The following is a 16,533-nucleotide window of genomic DNA, read 5'->3' as shown; positions in this document are numbered from 1 at the left end:
AGGCCCTTTCGGGTGTCACGACCCCGGGGGGTCGCCGGCCCGGTAAGGCCGGTGGCGAAATATCAACCCGTTCGGGTCACGTGTAGCTATCAGCGAAGCAGTCGGTCACGTTACAACTACGTCCATCGAGTGACAAACTTGAAGTAAGTGAGGCCACAAGGTGGTACTAGTACACTCCGCGTAATGATCAAGCGCCCGCAGATGTTGCTCAGCGTGATCAGCACCGTCGTTGCGCTGGCCCTGGTCCTGACGCTGGTGCTGGTCCTCGGTGACGACGAGTCATCGCCGCCCGCACCCGGGCCGACCCTCGATTCCGTGGTAACCAAGTTCACGTCCGCACTGTCCGCGGACCAGGACTACCGCCCGCCGAAACCCGACGAACGTCGTACCGCCGCGAACGGTTTCGCCGCGCTCGTGGACGGCCGGGGCCCGGCCGATTTCGAGAAACTGGGGTTTTCCGTCCGGGACGGCGTCGATCCGGCGACCGGGCGGCCCTACACGATCGCGACCAACGAGCCCGGCACCGGCCGCGCGTGGGGGATGTACGTGATCGACCGGTCGGCGCCGCCGTCGCTGGTGGTCGAGGTGCCGCACCCGGCGTTCGACCTGCGGACCGAGCTGTTCGGGGTCGACCTGTTCCACCGGGTGCCCGGCGCGGTGCTGCTGATCGCGGGCGCGCACCGGAAGGCGGACGACGACCAGGCCGACGTCGCCCACGAAGTGAATTCCGTGTTCCACGTGATCGCCACGGTGCTGGCCGCGCGCGGCCTCACGCAGGTTCAGCTGCACGGCTTCCACGACCAGAACCAGCCCGACACCGACATCGTGCTCTCCTCGGGGGCGACGCCGGCGGGCGGCGCGGCCCGGCGCGCCGCCCAGCGCCTCACCGCGGCCGGATTCGCCGTCTGCGTGGGCTGGGAGGACCGCTGCGAGGGCTTGGAGGGGACGACGAACGTCCAGGGCAAAGCGGCTGCCACGGACAGCACGGCGTTCCTGCACGTCGAGATGAGCCGCACGATCCGCGAGTCACCCGAACGCCGCGCGGAGGTGGTCCGGGCCTTGGCGGAAGCCGACCTCCGCCGCCCCTGAGCCCATCGGGCTAACCGGGCCGTCTCAGGTGGTTCCGGCGCGGCCGGTGGTGATCGGGGCCCGTTCTCCGGCTTCGATCCGCCGGGGGAGGTGGTTGCCCGGCAGCGGCAGGGGGCAGGGGAAGACCGCGGAGAAGACGTGGTGGGGCAGGGTGGCCCGGTTGAAGTCCACCCGGATCCGGGCCTGCGCCCCCACCGGCCGGGGCAGGATCAGCCACCGGCCCATCGCCGGGGTGCCCCGGCCACTGGTCTCGTCGGTGAACGCGACCAGCACCACACCGCTGCCCACATCGAACGCCGCAAGCGTGCACCGTTCCCCGTCGAGATCGACCACGACGTCCCCCGCAGCGGACATCCGGTCCGGCGACACCGGAACCGTCAACCGCCGCACCGGCAGAACCCGCCCAGGCTCGGCCGGACGGTACTCCGCTTCGACCACCCACCCCGGATCCCACGGCCACACCCCGATCCCCCGCAGCCCGGCCAGTGCGGGAGCGCCCGGATCCCACACCACCACCGCAGGCGAACCGGCCAGCTCCTCCACCCTGACCCAGCGCCCACCGGGGAAGACCACCCGACCGGCCCGCGCCACCTCCACCTCACCGTCCACCACCCGTCCCCCGACCGACACCCCCTCCGCCCGCGCCGCGGTCACGATCACGCCCCCCGTCGAACCGGCCGGCCTCCACCGGCCCCCCACCTCGGGAAACCGCTGGTCCCGGCCCGTCACCGGCCGATAGGCGACCACACCCGCTCTCCCCTCCGGCCCGGCCACCTCCGCCCACCGGCGCCGGCACCACCGGCCGTGCTCACCCCGCTCGCCACCCTCGGCCCCGATACCCGGCACGGTAACCTCCCCTTCCGGGGCCGAGACCCTCCCTGCCCCCGTGAAGGATCGGCCCCCACCCGTCCCATCGTCAAAATTCGTTGCGAATACGGCAAAACCCAGACCCGAACCGCACTGTCCACTGAGGACAATAACGAAACCGGACGGCGGGACGGCCCACGACCGCCCGGAAGGGAAACCCCCGTGATCACCACCGTGACCTTGCTGACCCGCCGCGATGACCTCGGTCACGACGAGTTCGTCGACCACTACGAACACCACCACGTCCCGCTGGTCCTCAGCCGGGCGCCCGCGCCCGATCGCTACACGCGCCACTACCTGCCCCCGCGCGATCAGCGCGAGGACGAAGCGGACTTCGACGTGGTGACCACCGTGTCCTTCGCCGACGAGGAGGCCCGGCGGAGCTGGCTGGACCTGGTCCTGGCCGAAGACTCGGGCGTGGCCGAGGACGAGGCCCGCTTCCTCGACCGCGGCCGCACCCGTTCCTGGACCGTCCGGGAGTTCACCGGCACTACGGGAAGCCCGGTCCCGGCGGCACCGTAGGAGCGGGCCGCGGCCGCCGTGGGCCGGAACCGGATCGGCCATCCCGGACGGCCCGGCGCAGACCTGGTCGTGGGTGACCGGACCACCCCGGTGGAGCCGGGTCCCGCGGCCGTCACCGCCGCTGCCGCTCGACGCGGAAGACCGCGATGCGGTCGGCGGCCGCGGCGACGGTTTCCGGAGCGGGGCCGGTGACCAGGCCGCTCGCCACGAGCAGCCGGCCGGTGCCGGGGTCGTTGCGCAGTTGCCGCAGCAGCAGCCCCCGGCGTGGCCCGACGGGTACCTCGATCAGCAGCACCGCCGACGAGCGCCGCCCGCGGGTCAAGGTGGCGTGGGGGTCGGCACGGACGTTGGCCACCCAGGCCGATCGGGGGTAGGCCTGAAAGATGTAGCGCTGCCCGCCGATGGGGACCACTCCGACCATCGCGGTGCGCGGCTGCCCGGAACGCCTCCCGGTCGTGGTGAGCACCTGCGCCCGGCCGGTGGTGATGCCGAGCTTGGCCAGGACGGGCAGGACCTGGCTGACCGCGGTGACCCATCGCCGCCGTCGATCCCGGTCGATGAACCGTTGCACGTCGGGCCCCGCTTCCGTGGATGGTGTACGAACACCGCAGACCGTGCCCGGAGACGATCGGAAGGACAATCCTGTGGCAGGACAGGACGGCACCGGCACCGGCACCGGCCGGATCGCGGAAGACGCGGGCGCCGGCGCGCCGTTCCGGCGGATCGCGGCGGCGCTGCGCGACCGCGTCGCAGGCATGGCCCCTGGCGAGCGGTTGCCTTCGATCCGCGCTCTGGTCGGCGAATTCGGGGTCGCGTCGGCGACCGCGTCACGGGCGGTGGCGTTGCTGCGAGCGGAAGGGCTGGTCCAGTCGATGCCCCGCGTCGGCACCGTCGTCGCCCGGCGCGGCGCAGCGCAGCGGGTACGACGGAGCGGGGAGAACCCGTCGAGGGAGACGGTGGTGGCGCTGGCGGTGGAACTCGCCGACGTCGACGGACTGGCTGCGGTGTCGATGCGCCGGATCGCCACCGATCTGGGGCTCGCGACCACGACCGTGCGCGGGATCGCCGGAGGCGAGGACGAGTTGCTCACGGCCATGCTGGAGCACGTGTTCAGCGAAGTTCGACCGCGACCGGCACGGGGTACCGGCTGGCGGCACCAGCTCGCCGCAGCGGCCCGCCACCAGTGGGAGATCTACTCGGCCCATCCGTGGGCCGCCCGGGCGGTGTCGCTGCACCGGCCACACCCGGTACCGGCCCTGCTCGCCCTGGCTGAGTGGAACCTCTCGGCCCTGGAAGAGATCGTCACCGACCGCGAGCGGCGGTTCGACCTGCACCTGGTCCTCTTCGGCTACGTACGGGGCATGGCCGTCACCCTCGCCGCGGAACAGGAGGCCCGAGCTGACACCGGCGTCGACGCCGAGCACTTCGTCGACCACGATCCCCGGCTGCGGCGGGAGATGCACCGCTTCGCCGGACCGGCTCTGCGACGCGCCGGACCCTACGTCCACGATCTCGACCGGATCTTCCACACCGGCCTCACCACCCTGCTCGACGGCATCACCTGACCTAGCACAGCACCGCCCCGACCGCGCCCGTGGAAGGGCCTTCGCCGGATAGCGCACAGGACGCGATGAACGACGGAGGCGGGGCACGGCTGCTGACCCCCCGCCGCGGCCGGGCGCACCGCGGTCCTCCGGCAGCACGCGCTCAGCAGCGGCCTCGATGACGGCTCAGATGTCGTCCACGGTGAACGCGCGGAGGGCTCGACGCCACGGCCGCACGGCGCGACCACCATGGTCAGGGAGAGGTCGGCAGGCCCGGCGAAAACCCGTCCACCCGTGATCACGCATCCGGCGGACCGGCGTCGGCTACTCCGTGAGGTCCCGGTCCGGCAGGTCCCCGAGGGAGGCGAAGCCGGCCAGGTACGGGCCGACGTCGCCGCGGGTCGTCCAGGACCGCAGCTGGCCGGGGGATCGGCGGGACATCAGGGCGCGGGTGAGGTCGAAGGTACCGGCCTCGACGACCACCGCCGCCGCCTCGGCCGGTCCCTGGGAGGTCCACTGCCAGCCGTCGCCGTCGAGCCGGATGGGCGGCTGCTCCCGCACCGCGGCGCGGAACCGTTCGGCGAAGTCTTCGCGCAGCGCGGCCAGTCCGGCCGCCTCCTGCCCGCCGGAGACGCCGAGGGCGCCGCGCAGATCCTGTTCGTGGATGAGGAGGTCGCCCAGCGGCCGGGTGTTGTTCTCGCGCATCCACTGCCGCATCGGGCCGGCCAGCTCCCGCCACTCGGCCAGCAGCCCGGCCACCGTCCGGTCCGCGCGCCGGTCCACCTGGGCCTGCGTCCACTCCTGGTTGTGGTCGTCCGGCTCGTCGCCGGCCAGCACGTCGGCGTTCAGGCCGATCATGTGCGCCAGCAGTTCCCGGACGGTCCAGTCGGGGCAGGCGGGCACCGGCCGCCCGGCCTCGTCGCCGGAGATGCCCGCGGTCAGCTCGGCGACGCGGTGCCGGCCGTTCGTCCACTCTTCGATCGGTTCCACCGGTCGAGTGCACCACGCCCGCCCGGCCGCCGCTCGTTGTGCGGGCCCGGAGACCGGCACCGGGTGCGTCGTCCACGCAGTGGGGTCCGGCCCCTCACGCGGGCGGCAGGCCGTCCAGCCGGAAGCGGGCCCCGCCCCCGGGGCCGGGCTCGCACCGCAGATCGCCGCCGAGGGCCCGGGCGAAACCGCGGGCGATGGGCAGGCCCAGACCTGATCCGGCGTGCTGGCCGCGGGCGGTGTCCAGGCGGACGAGCCGGTCGAAGACGCGCTCGCGCTCGGCGTCCGGCACGCCCGGGCCGGTGTCGGTCACCGTCACCCCGTCGCCCGCGACCACCAGGGTGAGCCGGCCGCGGCCGTGCATCGCCTGCACGGCGTTGCCGGTGAGGTTGGCCAGGATCTGCGTGAGCCGGGCCGGGTCCCCGAGCACCCGGGCCGGTGGCCCGCCGACCTCCACGATGACGTCCGGGGCGGTCAGCCGGACCTGGTCGGCCTGGGCCTGCACCAGCTCCCGCAGCGGGACCGGGACCCGCTCCAGCTCCGCGCCCGCGTCGAGCCGGGCCAGGTCCAGCAGATCGGTCACGAGCTTCCCGGCGCGCTGCGATTCGCGCACCACCAGGAGCTGGAGCCGTTCCCGCTGGGCCACGGAGGTGGCCGACGACTGCTGCAGCAGGGCTTCGGCCGCGGCCTGCACCCCGGCCAGGGGGGTGCGCAGCTCGTGGGCCGCGTCCGCGACGAACTGCCGCAGGTGCGCCTCGGACGCTCGCGCGGCCTTCTCGGCCCCTTCGAGGGCATCCAGCGCCGAGTCGAACGCCGCCGCCGCACGGCCCAGCTCGGTGCCGGTCCGCTCCGGGGCCAGGCGTCCGCCGCGTCCGCCGGAGACGATCGAGCGGGCCAGGCGCGTCATCGCGTCCAGGGGGGCCAGCGCGAAGCGGACGGCCAGCAGGATCGCGATCGCGGCCACGACGAGCGCGGCGAGGCTGCTGATCACCAGCACCCAGCGCAGGCTGTGCTCCGCGGTCGCGATGAGCGATTCGTCCGCCGTGAGCGTCAGCCGGGCCCCGTCGATGCCGGCGGGGCCGGTGAGCGTGGCCCGGACCTGCCGGATCCGGGCGTCCGGGGGCGGGTCCGGCTCCCCGAGGACCGTGCCGTCCGGCAGCACCAGCGCCGCCTGCACACCACGGGTTCCCAGGCGCCGCAAGAGGTTTCGCGGCGGGACCTTCTGCTTCGCCCATTGCTGGGCGAGCTGGACGCGCGCGGTGAGCACGGAGTTGACGTCCCGTTCGGCCTGGGCGCGGAACACCGTGTCGACGACGAAACCGATGGCGATCAGCAGCAGCACCAGCACCACCAGGACGGCCGCGGTGACCCGGCGGCGCAGCGAGGTGGTGCGGAGGCCGGTCACGGGCCGCCCCGCAGGACGTAGCCCTGTCCCCGCACCGTGTGCAGTACCCGCGGGCCGTGCGCTTCGAGCTTGCGGCGCAGGGTGCTGACGTTGACCTCGACCAGGTTCGGGGCGTAGTCGCCGTAGCCCCACACCGCCGTGAGCACCTGCGTCTTGCTGACGACCCGGTCGCGGTGGAGCGCGAAGTAGCTCAGCACCTTCCACTCGGTCGAGGTCAGTTCGATCTCGGCGGCGCCGTACCGCAGGAGGCCGCCTTCGAAGTCGATGGCCAGCTCGCCGATCTCGACGACCGGGCGGATGCGGCCGGTCCGGCGCAGGACCGCGGTCACCCGGGCGACCAGCTCGGCGAGCACGAACGGCTTGACCACGTAGTCGTCGGCGCCGTCCCCGAGGCCGCGCAACCGGTCCTCCACGCCGTCCCGCGCGGTCAGCACCACCACGCCCGCGGCGGAGTGCCGCCGGATCAGCTTCAGCAGTGCGAAGCCGTCGCGGCCGGGCAGCATGATGTCCAGGACGACGAGGTCGGGCCGGTTCCGGCCGAGCTCGGTCTCGAGCCCGCTGCCGTCGGGCGCGGTCCGCACGGAGAAGCCGGCGCCGGTCAGCGCCGATTCGATCGACACGCGAATCGCTTCCGCGTCTTCGATCACCAGGATGCGCGGAGCGCCCGGCTCGTCCACGCGGCCCAGACTAGGGGACCGGTTCGCGGCCGGGTTCGCGGTCCGCCTCCCTGTGGATCGGCTTAAGAAGCCCGCGCCGGCATCGTCCGAACCGGACCGGGGCGGGCAGCATCGAGGTCATGGTGGTGCTTTCCGAGCGAGCGTCCGTCCGGCGGCTGCACGACCGCCTCGGCTTCGGCCCGCGGCCCGGCGACCTCGATCGCGGGTTCACCGAAACCCGGGACCGGCTGCTGGGCGGCGGACCGGACGCCGGGGCCGCGGGGACGCCCCCGCCCGAGCTCGGGCCCCCGGCGGGATCCTCCGGGCAGAACGCCGACGCGATGGCGAAGAAGCAGGACGGCGCCGAGGTGCGGGCCCAGGCCGACCGGGCGGCGGGCTGGTGGCTCGACCGGATGGCCGCCGCCGACCTCGCTTCGGTCGAGCGGCTGACCTGGTTCTGGCACGGGCACTTCGCCACCGGGGAGCAGAAGGTCCGCAGCCCGTGGCTGATGCTCGCCCAGAACCGGACCCAGCGCGAGCACGCGCTCGGCCGCTTCACCGACCTGGCCCGGGCCATGGTGGTGGATCCGGCGATGCTGCTGTGGCTGGACGGCAACAAGAACCGGACCGGCAGCCCGAACGAGAACCTTTCGCGGGAGTTCATGGAGCTGTTCGCCCTCGGCGTCGGGCACTACCGTGAGGACGACGTCCGCGAGGCGGCGCGGGCGCTCACCGGCTGGACCGCCGCGCGGGGCGCCACCGGCGCCCGGCTGATCCCGAAGCGCCACGACGACGGGGTGAAGCAGGTCCTCGGGGTCAGCGGCGACCTCTCCGCCGAGTCCCTGGTGGACCTGGTGCTGAACCGGCCGGAGTCCGCGCCGTTCGTGGCCGGGCGGATCTGGTTCCGGCTGGTGTCGGCCGCCCCGCCGCCGGCGGACACGCTCAACCGGCTGGTGGCCGCCTACGGCAGTGCCCGCGACATCCGCTCGCTGCTGCGCGCGATCACCGAAGAACCGGCGTTCCACGACAGCGCGACGTCGCTGGTCAAGCAGCCGGTCGAATGGCTGGCCGGGTTGCTGCGCGCGCTCGGTGTCCGTCCCGGCTCGCTCGACGCCAAGACCCGCGCCCGGCTGCTGTCCGGACTGCGCGCGATGGGCCAGATCCCGTTCCAGCCCCCCAGCGTGGGCGGCTGGGCGGCCGGCGGGGCCTGGCTCACCTCCTCCTCCGGCGTCGCCCGGCTCGAACTGGCCCGGCTGGTGGCCGCCCACGCCGACCTCCCCGCCGTGGCCACGGCGCACGACCGGGCCGCCGCGATCGGTGACCGGCTCGGCGTCGACCGCTGGTCCGACCGGACCCGCGCCGCGCTCGCGCACGTCACCGGAGACGTTCGTGAGCTGTCCGCACTGGCCGCCTGTGCCCCCGAATACGTAGTGAGCGGGTGAACGATCGTGCAGCAGCTCAACCGACGCCGCTTCCTGACCGCGACCGGGGTGACCGCCGCGGCGGCGCTCGCCGCCGGGGCCACCCAGGTCGACTGGGGCCGGCTGATGTCGGCGGCGCAGGACCGCCCGATCGACCCGGGCTCCCGGGTGCTCGTCGTGGTCACGCTCTACGGCGGCAACGACGGTCTCAACACCGTCGTCCCCGCGGCCGACCCCGCCTACCAGAAGGCGCGGCCCGATCTCGCCTACCGGGCCGAGGACGTCCTCGACCTGGGCGAGGGACTGGGGCTGAACCCGGGGCTGAAGGGGTTCAAGGGCCTGTGGGACAGCGGCCGGCTGGCCGTGCTGCGCGGGGTCGGCTATCCGAAGCCGGACCACAGCCACTTCCGCTCGATGGCGATCTGGCAGACCGCCTCCCCGGAGACCGCCGTGCCCTCCGGCTGGCTCGGCCGCTGGCTCGACGCCACCGGGGAGGACCCGCTGCGGGCGGTGTCGGTCGAGCCGGTGCTGCCGCCGCTGCTGGCCGGGGAGCGGACCGCCGCCGCGACCCTGCCGGTCGGCGGGCTGCACCTGCCCTCCGGCGCGCTCGGCACCGGGTTCGAAGGGCTCGGGGCCGTCCAGCCCGGGGAGGGCGTCTGGCAGGCCCGGGCGGCGCGGTCGGTCGACGACCTGCACCGCGCCGCGCACACCCTGGTCGGGGCCCCGGCGGACGGGGACCGGGCCGAGCCGCGCCAGGGCGAGCTGGCGGCCCAGCTCGACGTGGTCGCCGGTCTGATCGAGGCCGGCGTGCCCACCCGGGTCTATTCGGTGTCGCTGGGCGGCTTCGACACGCACGCGGACGAACGAGGCACCCAGCAGCGGTTGCTCGCCGAGCTGGACGGCGCGCTGTCCCCGTTCGTGGAGCGGATGGGCCGGACCGACCGGGGGCGCCAAGCCGCGGTCGTGGTCTACTCGGAGTTCGGCCGCCGGGTGACGGCCAACGCGAGCCAGGGCACCGACCACGGCACGGCCGGACCGGTGTTCGTCCTGGGCACCCGGGTCCGCGGCGGCTTCCACGGCGCCGAGCCGAGCCTGACCGACCTCGACGACGGCGACCTCAAGCTCACCACCGACTTCCGCGACGTCTACGCCTCCCTGGTGGAGGACGTGCTGGGCACCGACGCGGGCCAGGTGCTGCCGGGCCACACCGGCCGGATGACCGGCCTGTTCACCTGAGCGGGGCCCGGCGGCGCAAGCACCGGTGCGGCCGCGCAGCCGCCTGGGCCGCGCCCGGTCCGGGTTCAGTCCAAGGCGTCCAATCCCTGCTGCCAGCGCTGCCGCCGCTCGGCGGAACTCTGTTCCCACCACGGGGTGCCGCGCTCGCCCAGCGCGAGTTTCGCGGCGTGCACGCGAGCCCGGGCGTCCCGTTCGGCTTCGCTGTCCTCGTGCCGGAGAGCGGCGCCGACGTCGCGGCGGGCGTGCATGAGCAGGCTTCGCAGCCGAGCGGCGGCCTCTTCCGGGATTTCGGGGTCGGTGGCCCGCCAGCGGCGGCCGCGGATCACGATGAAGTGCCCGTCCGCCGTGCGTTCCGGCTCAGCCATCCGCGTGGATCCGGATCGGGCCCTGCCACGCACCGTCCGGATCGAGGGTCCGGCCCCGCTGGGTGAGCCGCACCGAACCGGCTCGGGCGAGCTGCCGGGCCAGCTCCCGGGCCCGCGGCAGCAGCGGGCGCCAGTCGTCGGCCACCGCCCGGGCGGCATCGGAGGGACAGGTGCTGCTGTCCGCGCCGCGCGCGCGGGCGAACGCGAGAATGGCGGACCGCAGCCGTTCGGCGCTGGGCCCGGCGCGCAGCGCGGTCCGGGCCTGGTCCGCACCGGGGCCGCTGCCCTCCCCGATCCGCTCCAGCTCCCGTCTGGGCCCGGACTGAGCAGCCATCGCCTACGCCCTTCCCCGCGGCGACACCGGCCACTCCGGCGCCGGGCCGGGCCGGCTCGGGCTCGCACCGGCCTTCGTCCGGGTCCGCCGCGGCGGTTCGCCGATCGGCCCGGGCGTCCGGGCCAGGGTGACCCCGTCCGGGACCGCGCCACCGGTTTCCTGGGCGAGGGGCTGCGGGCCGGTCCCCGGCTCCGCACCGGGCGCCCGCGCCCCCGGGCCCCGCTCCGGTCCGGCCCCCGTGGCACCACCGCCGGGAGCGGGGTGGTGCCGGGTGCGGGTGGTCAGGATGCGGATCCGCTCGTGGGAGCGGCCGGTGGCGGCGCCGATGCGGCGCAGGCCCCACCCGGCGGACCGGGCTTCGATCGCGGTGTCGCGGAGGGCGTCGAGGTAGAGGTGGGTGAAGGTGCGGTCGACGTGGGCCAGCGCGGTGAGGCGTTCGGCGATCGGGGCGGAAGAGAGCTCGGCGCACAACGCGCTCGCCTGCTCGTGGAGCTGGTCGATGCGGGTGTGCCACGGGTGCGCGGCGGGGGTCGGCACAAGAGGGCCTTCCGTCGGGGTGCGTCCCGCCCCCGGCGGGCCGGGCGGAACGGCAGGCCCTTGCCGCTGCGGCAGGGGAATCCTCAGCCTACCGCCCGAACGCCGCCGGCACCCGGATGACCAGCAGCGCCACGTCGTCCTCCGGGGCCCGGCCGCCGACCTCGTCGGCGATGAGGTCGAGCAGGTCCGGGAGCGGCCGCCGGCGCAGGGAGTCCAGCAGCTGCCCCGCCCGGGCGATGCCGGCGTCGAGGTCGCGTCCGCGCTGGTCGACGAGGCCGTCGGTGTAGAGCAACAGGGTCGCCCCCGGCCGCAGGACGGCCTGGTGCTCGCCGCGGCGGGGGGTGCGGAAGTCGGGGAAGATCATCAGGTCGCCGCGGTCGAGCTGCTCGACGGTGCCGTCCGGGTGGCGCAGCAGCGGCGGCGGGTGCCCGGCGGCGGTCCAGCTCAGCAGCCAGCTCCCGTCCCCGGCGGGCCGGAGGTGGGCGTGGACCAGGGTGCCGGAGGCGTGGAGGCCGAGGGCGCGGTTGGCGTGCTCGAGCGCGGACACGATCCGGGCGGGCCCGGCCCCGGGGTGGTCGAGGTCGGCCTGGCGCAGCATGCTGCGCCACTGCCCCATCAGGGTCGCGGCCCGGATGTTGTGACCGGTGATGTCGCCGATGCTGATCGCCACCGTCGCCGCGGCCCCGCCGTCCCCGGCCGCGGGCGGCAGCGGGTAGGCGTCGTACCAGTCGCCGCCCACGAGCTCCCCGCTGGCCGCGGGCCGGTAGAGCGCGGCGACGTCGAGCCCTTCCAGTTCCGGGAGCTCGGTGAGCATGGCTTCCTGCAGCTGCCGGGCGACGCTGACGCGATCGTCGAGGAACTGGGCCCGTTCGACCGCGCGGGCGGTGTAGCCGGCCAGCGCGGTGACCACGGCCCGCTCGACCACGTCGAGTTCGTGGCTGGTGTCCCAGCCGATGACCAGGGTGCCGAGGGGGATGTGGGTACCGGGCAGCGGGACGCAGATCGCGGTGCACAGCCCCAGCGCGGCCCAGGCGGCGGCCGCTTCGGCGCTGTAACCGCTCTCGATCAGGTCGTCGGCGCCCTGCACGATGACGGTGGTGTTGTCCCGGGCGGCGCGGGCGGTGGGCCACGCGTCGTCGAGGCCGTAGTGCTCGTAGGTGTGCTCCACCGCGGACCCGGCTTCGTGGTCGAGGTCGACCAGGCGGCGCAGCCGGTGCCCGTCGACCAGGATCAGGCCGACGTAGCTGGGTTTGAGGTCGCTGGTGACCAGATCCCGGACCTGCCTGCGCACATCGGCCAGGCTCGAGGTGCCGCCGAGGTCCTCCGCCGCGCGCAGCAGCAGCTCCGAGCGGCTCAGCGCGATCTTGGCCTGGGCGGTCGACTCGTCGGCCCGTCGCCCGGCCTCCTGCGCGTGCCGCTGGGCGAGGGCGGAACGACGGGACACGATCCGCAGCCGCAGCTCGGCCGAGCAGGCCGCGGCCAGGTCCTCCAGGTAGTCCAGCTCCGCCGCGCTCCACTCGCGGGGACTGGTGTCGATCGCGCACAACGATCCCAGGACGTGGCCGTCGGCGTCGGTCAGCGGTACCCCCGCGTAGGCGGCGACGGTCAGGTCGCCGGCGGCGGGGTCGGCGCACCAGCGGTCGTCGCGCCGGGTGTCGGGCAGCACCAGCGGTTCTCCGGACCGGACCACGTGCCGGCACAGCGAGTGCGTCAGCGGGGTGCTCCGGTCCGCGGCCCACGGACCGGCGAGCCCGGCCAGACCGGGGAACACCTGCCGATCCGGCTCGACCAGCGAAACCAGGGCGGCCGGGACACCGAGCACCCCGGCCACCAGCCGCGCGAACCGCTCCATGCCCGGATCGGGCGCCGCGGTCAGCCCGGTGTCCCGCAACGCCGCCAGCCGGCCCGCCTCGCCGGCCCGGGGGCTCCCACCTTCGGGCACCCGGGCACCCCTCGCCATCCACCCGCCGTCAACCATGGTGACGGCAGACTAATCGACCGACCCGGCCACCAGCGCCGGGCCTGGGCGCGAGCCGGTGCGGCGAGGTCAGTGCGCCGGGGTGACGCCGAAGATCCAGGTGACGCCGAACCGGTCGGTGAGCATGCTGTAGGGCGAGGTCTCGCCGGCGGACGGCAGCGGCGCGATGACGGTGCCGCCTTCGGACAGCGCCTTCCACGGCCCGCTGAGGTCTTCGAGGGTGTCGCCGTTGAGCATGAGGAACAGCGATTCGTCGTGCGTCAGCCCGCCGGCCCGGCGCCCGGTGGCCGCGCCGGTCCCGGCCAGCCCTTCGCCGGTGCTGCCGAACACGTCGTAGGCGGCCACGCGGAAGCCGTTCTCACCGGTCACGACCCCGAAGGCGACCCGGTCCGCGTCCGGGGCGCCGGGCGGCAAGGGGGCGAACCCGGAGGGGCCGCCGTCCGGGTCGTCCTGGGGGACGCCGAACTGGCCGTAGGTGGCGATCATCAGCCGGCCGCCGAACACGGACTGGTAGAACTCCAGCGCCTGGCGGGCTTCGCCGCGGAAGTTGAGGTGGGTGGTGGTGGTGACGCTCATCGGAGATCTCCTGGTGTGGAAGGGAAAACGATCGTTTCAGCGGTGCGGCCCCGGCCGGTCTTGCGCGGGTCGGCTCCCGGCCCGCAGCGCCGGGATGATCACGCCGTCGAGCAGGGTCCGGGAGAACTCGGCGGTGATGGGCTTCTGTTGCAGCGCGCGGCTCAGGCACAGCAGGGGGATGACCTGCGCGAGGGTGTCGATGTCGCCCGGGGGGAACTCCCCGCGGTCCACCGCGCGGCGCATCAGCCTCCGGTTGAGCTCGATCCAGGGCTCGATCCCGGCCAGGGTCGCGGCCTCGGCGAACCGCGGATCGGTCCGGGCCACCGCGAGCAGACCGGACACGACCTGCAGCCGGAGCCGCTGGTCCCCGGCGCCGTCCGGGACGAACGCGGCGATCGCGTCGTCCCGGTAGCTGCCGGTGTCCGGCAACCGGTCCGGGTCGGCGTCGGTGGCGCTCAACCGGGCCGCCGCGGCCAGCACCAGGTCCGTCTTGCTCGCCCAGCGCCGGTACACCGTGGCCCGCGCCATCCCCGCCCGCGCGGCCACCAGGTCGATGGTCATGCCCTCGTACCCGGTCTCGGCCAGCACTTCCAGGGCCGCGTCGAGGATCACCGCGTCCCGGGCGTGGTCCCGCCTGCGTCCCGCTTTCGCCGGAGGGTCCTTCCCGGCCTCGCTCGGTGCCATGCCAAAAACGATACTGCTCGATATCGATATTGGCAAGTATCGATATCGCCGGGCGTCAGCGGGCTGTGGCGATCCGGCCTGCGTAGCGTTGCTGCCAGGTGTCGTCGCCTTCGACCGTCACGATCACGTCGTAGTAGCCGTTTTCGGTGGGCCACGTCAGGATCGCCGGCAGCAGGGCCGGCACCGTGACGGTGCGCGGGCCGCCGCCGAAGTCGTTCGCGGTCAGCCGGTAGCGCAGGGGCTTGAAAGTGTTGTTGTGCAGGATGAACCGCACGCGCGCCTCGGGTTCGAGGAAGTTCGGCCGCAGCAGGTCGACGTCCACCCGCGGGTCACGGCCGGTGGGCGAGACCTTCCCGGCGAACGAGCGCACGAAGCCGTCGTTGGCGTAGATGGAGAACGCGTACTCGCCGCCGGTTTCCCCGGTGTCCCAGGTGTACTCGCGGGGCTCGGTCCCGGAGACGGTGAACGGCGTGCTGGAGAACGGTTTGTGCTTGTCCGGGAACACCTGGAAGCTCACCGCCTTGCCCGCCGGACCGCCGGCCAGGGTCATCTTCGCGGTGACCCGGCCCCGGCGGTCCGCCGAGACGGTCGCGTGCGGGTGGAAGCCCAGCGGCCGCGGCTTCAGGTGGCCGGCCTCGATCCGCACCGGCTGCTCGGCGGCCGGGTCCGCGAGGGGCACCGGTCCGGTCCTCGGGTGGGCGAAGTCGATCGCGCTGGTCAGGTCGCCCGAGATCGATCGGCGCCAGCCGGTGATGTGGGGACAGCGGAACGGCTTTCCCAGGTGCGCCGCCCACTTCTCCAGGAACATGATGGTCGAGGTGTGGTCGAAGACCTCCGAGGCGACGTACCCGCCCCGGGTCCACGGGGAGACCAGCAGCATCGGCACGCGCGGGCCGAAGCCGAGCGGGTACGAGCCCGCGTACTCCCCCGCGGTACCGGGCTCGGGGAACGGCGGCAGCACGTGGTCGAACTTCCCGTCGTTCTCGTCGTAGTCGAGGATGAACAGCGTGTGGTCCCAGATCTCCGGGTTGCCCTGCAGGATGTCGAGCACCCGCTTGGTGTAGCGCTCACCGTGGCGGGTGTCCGCGTCCGGGTGCTCGGACCAGCCGTAGGGCGCGACGAGCCAGGAAACCTCGGGCAGCGGGTGTTCCGCGCCCGGGCGGCAGGCTTCGCGGAAGTCCGCGAGGACCGCGTCGAGGTTGGCCTCGGAGTCGTCGTCCGGCGAGGTCGCGCCGGAGTAGTACGTGGCGTTGCCCCGCCAGATCAGCCCCGTGCCGGGCCGCAGCTTCGGGTCGTCGGCCGGCAGGCCCCGCGGGTCGAAACCCTTGAAGTACTTGAGTTCGTTGTCGCCGTAGTCGCCGATCCACGAGCTGAGGTACCCCTGGCGGCCGTTGCCGCTGTTGTCGGAGAACAGGCGCCAGCCGAGGCCGGCCTCCTGGAGCTGCTCGGGCACCGTGATCCAGGGCCGGCTGTAGTTCGACTCGTCGGTGTTGCCCGTCTCGGTGCCGGACGTGCCGCTCCACAGGTACTTCCGGTTGGGGTCGGTGGGCCCGAACTCGGAGCAGAAGTTCTGGTCGGCGATCGTGTACCGGGCGGCCAGCGAGTGGTAGAAGCTCATGTACGCGTCACTGTGGTAGTTCATGCAACTGGGACCGTTGTGCTGCACCCACAGGTCCCACTTGCGGTGCTCGGCGTCGCCCCACGCCCCGTGGTCGTTGCCCCACCGGCCGTCGTCGACCTTCGGCGTCACGATCGCGCCGGAGGCGTCCTTCTGCTGGAACACGCTGGTGCCGTCCTGGAACCGCAGCGCCTGCCGGTCGCCGAACCCGCGGACGCCGGGCAGCGTGCCGAAGTAGTGGTCGGTGGAACGGTTCTCCTGCATCAGGATCACCACGTGCCGGAGGTCGGACAGGTCGCCCCGGAATCCGCGGGGCAGCCGGTACCGCGGGTCCGCCGCGGCGTTCGCGGAGCCCGGCTCGGCGATCCCGCCGAGCACCAGCGCCCCGGCGGCGGCGCCCGCGCCCTGCAGGAAGCGGCGGCGCGAGGGGCCGGGGGCCGGGGTGGGGGGATCGGTGGGCATGGGTGCTCCTCGGTGCGGCGCCGGTGGTGGGGTCCGGCCCATCCAATCCAGCCGAAACCAACTCCGCGTGAACTTCCCCCGGCCGGAGACCGACGATCGTGCGCACGCGCCACCCGGCGCCGACCGGATCGCGGGCACCCGTCCCCTAAGTCCTTTTTGGTGGGTTACTCGATATTCCCGGCGATCTGCGGGTCCCATGATCCAGACCATCCGTTCGTAGGTGGTAGCGCTCAGATCGCTGGTCCTACATTG

Annotated in this window: 17 protein-coding genes; 5 read left to right on the top strand and 12 right to left on the bottom strand. The window is 73.9% G+C overall.

Annotated elements, in window-relative coordinates; translation table 11 throughout:
- Positions 1–183 precede the first annotated feature (183 nt).
- Positions 184–1,089 (top strand): hypothetical protein, encoded by a 906-nt coding sequence (locus NYF13_RS13845; protein WP_315656769.1) that lies wholly within the window; start codon positions 184–186, stop codon positions 1,087–1,089.
- Between the two features lie 24 nt (positions 1,090–1,113).
- Here NYF13_RS13845 and NYF13_RS13840 read toward each other — a convergent pair whose 3' ends face one another.
- Positions 1,114–1,749 (bottom strand): DUF1684 domain-containing protein, encoded by a 636-nt coding sequence (locus tag NYF13_RS13840; RefSeq protein ID WP_315656767.1) that lies wholly within the window; start codon positions 1,747–1,749, stop codon positions 1,114–1,116.
- Positions 1,750–2,118: 369 nt separating this feature from the next.
- On the opposite strand from NYF13_RS13840, the gene NYF13_RS13835 reads away from it, so the two are divergent.
- Positions 2,119–2,478, top strand: a complete 360-nt coding sequence (locus NYF13_RS13835) for an EthD domain-containing protein (protein WP_315656765.1) — start codon at positions 2,119–2,121, stop codon at positions 2,476–2,478.
- A gap of 112 nt (positions 2,479–2,590) precedes the next feature.
- Here NYF13_RS13835 and NYF13_RS13830 read toward each other — a convergent pair whose 3' ends face one another.
- The gene (locus tag NYF13_RS13830; protein WP_315656764.1) at positions 2,591–3,049 is read right to left on the bottom strand and encodes a nitroreductase/quinone reductase family protein; all 459 of its coding nucleotides are present in this window, start codon (positions 3,047–3,049) and stop codon (positions 2,591–2,593) included.
- 73 nt (positions 3,050–3,122) lie between these two features.
- On the opposite strand from NYF13_RS13830, the gene NYF13_RS13825 reads away from it, so the two are divergent.
- On the top strand, positions 3,123–4,043 hold the full coding sequence (locus NYF13_RS13825) for a winged helix-turn-helix domain-containing protein (RefSeq protein WP_315656763.1): 921 nt from the start codon (positions 3,123–3,125) through the stop codon (positions 4,041–4,043).
- A gap of 303 nt (positions 4,044–4,346) precedes the next feature.
- Here NYF13_RS13825 and NYF13_RS13820 read toward each other — a convergent pair whose 3' ends face one another.
- The 3 genes from NYF13_RS13820 to NYF13_RS13810 form a co-directional block, all read right to left on the bottom strand.
- Positions 4,347–5,012: a maleylpyruvate isomerase family mycothiol-dependent enzyme gene (locus tag NYF13_RS13820; protein ID WP_315656762.1), complete on the bottom strand. Its 666-nt coding sequence runs from the start codon at positions 5,010–5,012 to the stop codon at positions 4,347–4,349.
- 94 nt (positions 5,013–5,106) lie between these two features.
- Entirely contained in the window at positions 5,107–6,414 is a 1,308-nt protein-coding gene (locus NYF13_RS13815; RefSeq protein ID WP_315656761.1) for a HAMP domain-containing sensor histidine kinase, read from the bottom strand.
- Entirely contained in the window at positions 6,411–7,091 is a 681-nt protein-coding gene (locus NYF13_RS13810) for a response regulator transcription factor (RefSeq protein ID WP_315656760.1), read from the bottom strand. The genes NYF13_RS13815 and NYF13_RS13810 overlap by 4 nt, the downstream gene beginning before the upstream one ends.
- Positions 7,092–7,210: 119 nt before the next feature.
- Between NYF13_RS13810 and NYF13_RS13805 the strand changes: the two genes are divergently transcribed.
- Both NYF13_RS13805 and NYF13_RS13800 read left to right on the top strand, forming a co-directional pair.
- Positions 7,211–8,512 (top strand): DUF1800 domain-containing protein, encoded by a 1,302-nt coding sequence (locus NYF13_RS13805; RefSeq protein WP_315656759.1) that lies wholly within the window; start codon positions 7,211–7,213, stop codon positions 8,510–8,512.
- A gap of 6 nt (positions 8,513–8,518) precedes the next feature.
- Positions 8,519–9,727 (top strand): DUF1501 domain-containing protein, encoded by a 1,209-nt coding sequence (locus tag NYF13_RS13800; protein ID WP_315656758.1) that lies wholly within the window; start codon positions 8,519–8,521, stop codon positions 9,725–9,727.
- Between the two features lie 65 nt (positions 9,728–9,792).
- Here the strand turns inward: NYF13_RS13800 and NYF13_RS13795 are convergent, their stop codons facing one another.
- The 7 genes from NYF13_RS13795 to NYF13_RS13765 form a co-directional block, all read right to left on the bottom strand.
- Entirely contained in the window at positions 9,793–10,092 is a 300-nt protein-coding gene (locus NYF13_RS13795) for a hypothetical protein (protein WP_315656757.1), read from the bottom strand.
- Positions 10,085–10,426: a DUF3253 domain-containing protein gene (locus tag NYF13_RS13790; RefSeq protein ID WP_315656756.1), complete on the bottom strand. Its 342-nt coding sequence runs from the start codon at positions 10,424–10,426 to the stop codon at positions 10,085–10,087. Before NYF13_RS13790 ends, NYF13_RS13795 begins: the two co-directional genes overlap by 8 nt.
- A 3-nt stretch (positions 10,427–10,429) precedes the next feature.
- The gene (locus NYF13_RS13785) at positions 10,430–10,963 is read right to left on the bottom strand and encodes a hypothetical protein (protein ID WP_315656755.1); all 534 of its coding nucleotides are present in this window, start codon (positions 10,961–10,963) and stop codon (positions 10,430–10,432) included.
- 88 nt (positions 10,964–11,051) lie between these two features.
- On the bottom strand, positions 11,052–12,905 hold the full coding sequence (locus tag NYF13_RS13780) for a GAF domain-containing SpoIIE family protein phosphatase (protein WP_315656754.1): 1,854 nt from the start codon (positions 12,903–12,905) through the stop codon (positions 11,052–11,054).
- Positions 12,906–13,010: 105 nt separating this feature from the next.
- Positions 13,011–13,517: a VOC family protein gene (locus NYF13_RS13775; RefSeq protein WP_315656753.1), complete on the bottom strand. Its 507-nt coding sequence runs from the start codon at positions 13,515–13,517 to the stop codon at positions 13,011–13,013.
- A gap of 36 nt (positions 13,518–13,553) precedes the next feature.
- On the bottom strand, positions 13,554–14,201 hold the full coding sequence (locus NYF13_RS13770; protein ID WP_315656752.1) for a TetR/AcrR family transcriptional regulator: 648 nt from the start codon (positions 14,199–14,201) through the stop codon (positions 13,554–13,556).
- A 55-nt stretch (positions 14,202–14,256) separates the two neighbouring features.
- Positions 14,257–16,281 carry an alkaline phosphatase family protein gene (locus NYF13_RS13765; protein WP_315656750.1) on the bottom strand — a complete coding sequence of 675 codons (2,025 nt, stop codon included), beginning with the start codon at positions 16,279–16,281 and terminating at the stop codon, positions 14,257–14,259.
- Positions 16,282–16,533 lie beyond the last annotated feature (252 nt).

It is taken from the genome of Amycolatopsis sp. PS_44_ISF1 (assembly GCF_032335455.1).
GTDB lineage: Bacteria > Actinomycetota > Actinomycetes > Mycobacteriales > Pseudonocardiaceae > Amycolatopsis.
This window is presented reverse-complemented; position numbering and strand designations above follow the sequence as displayed.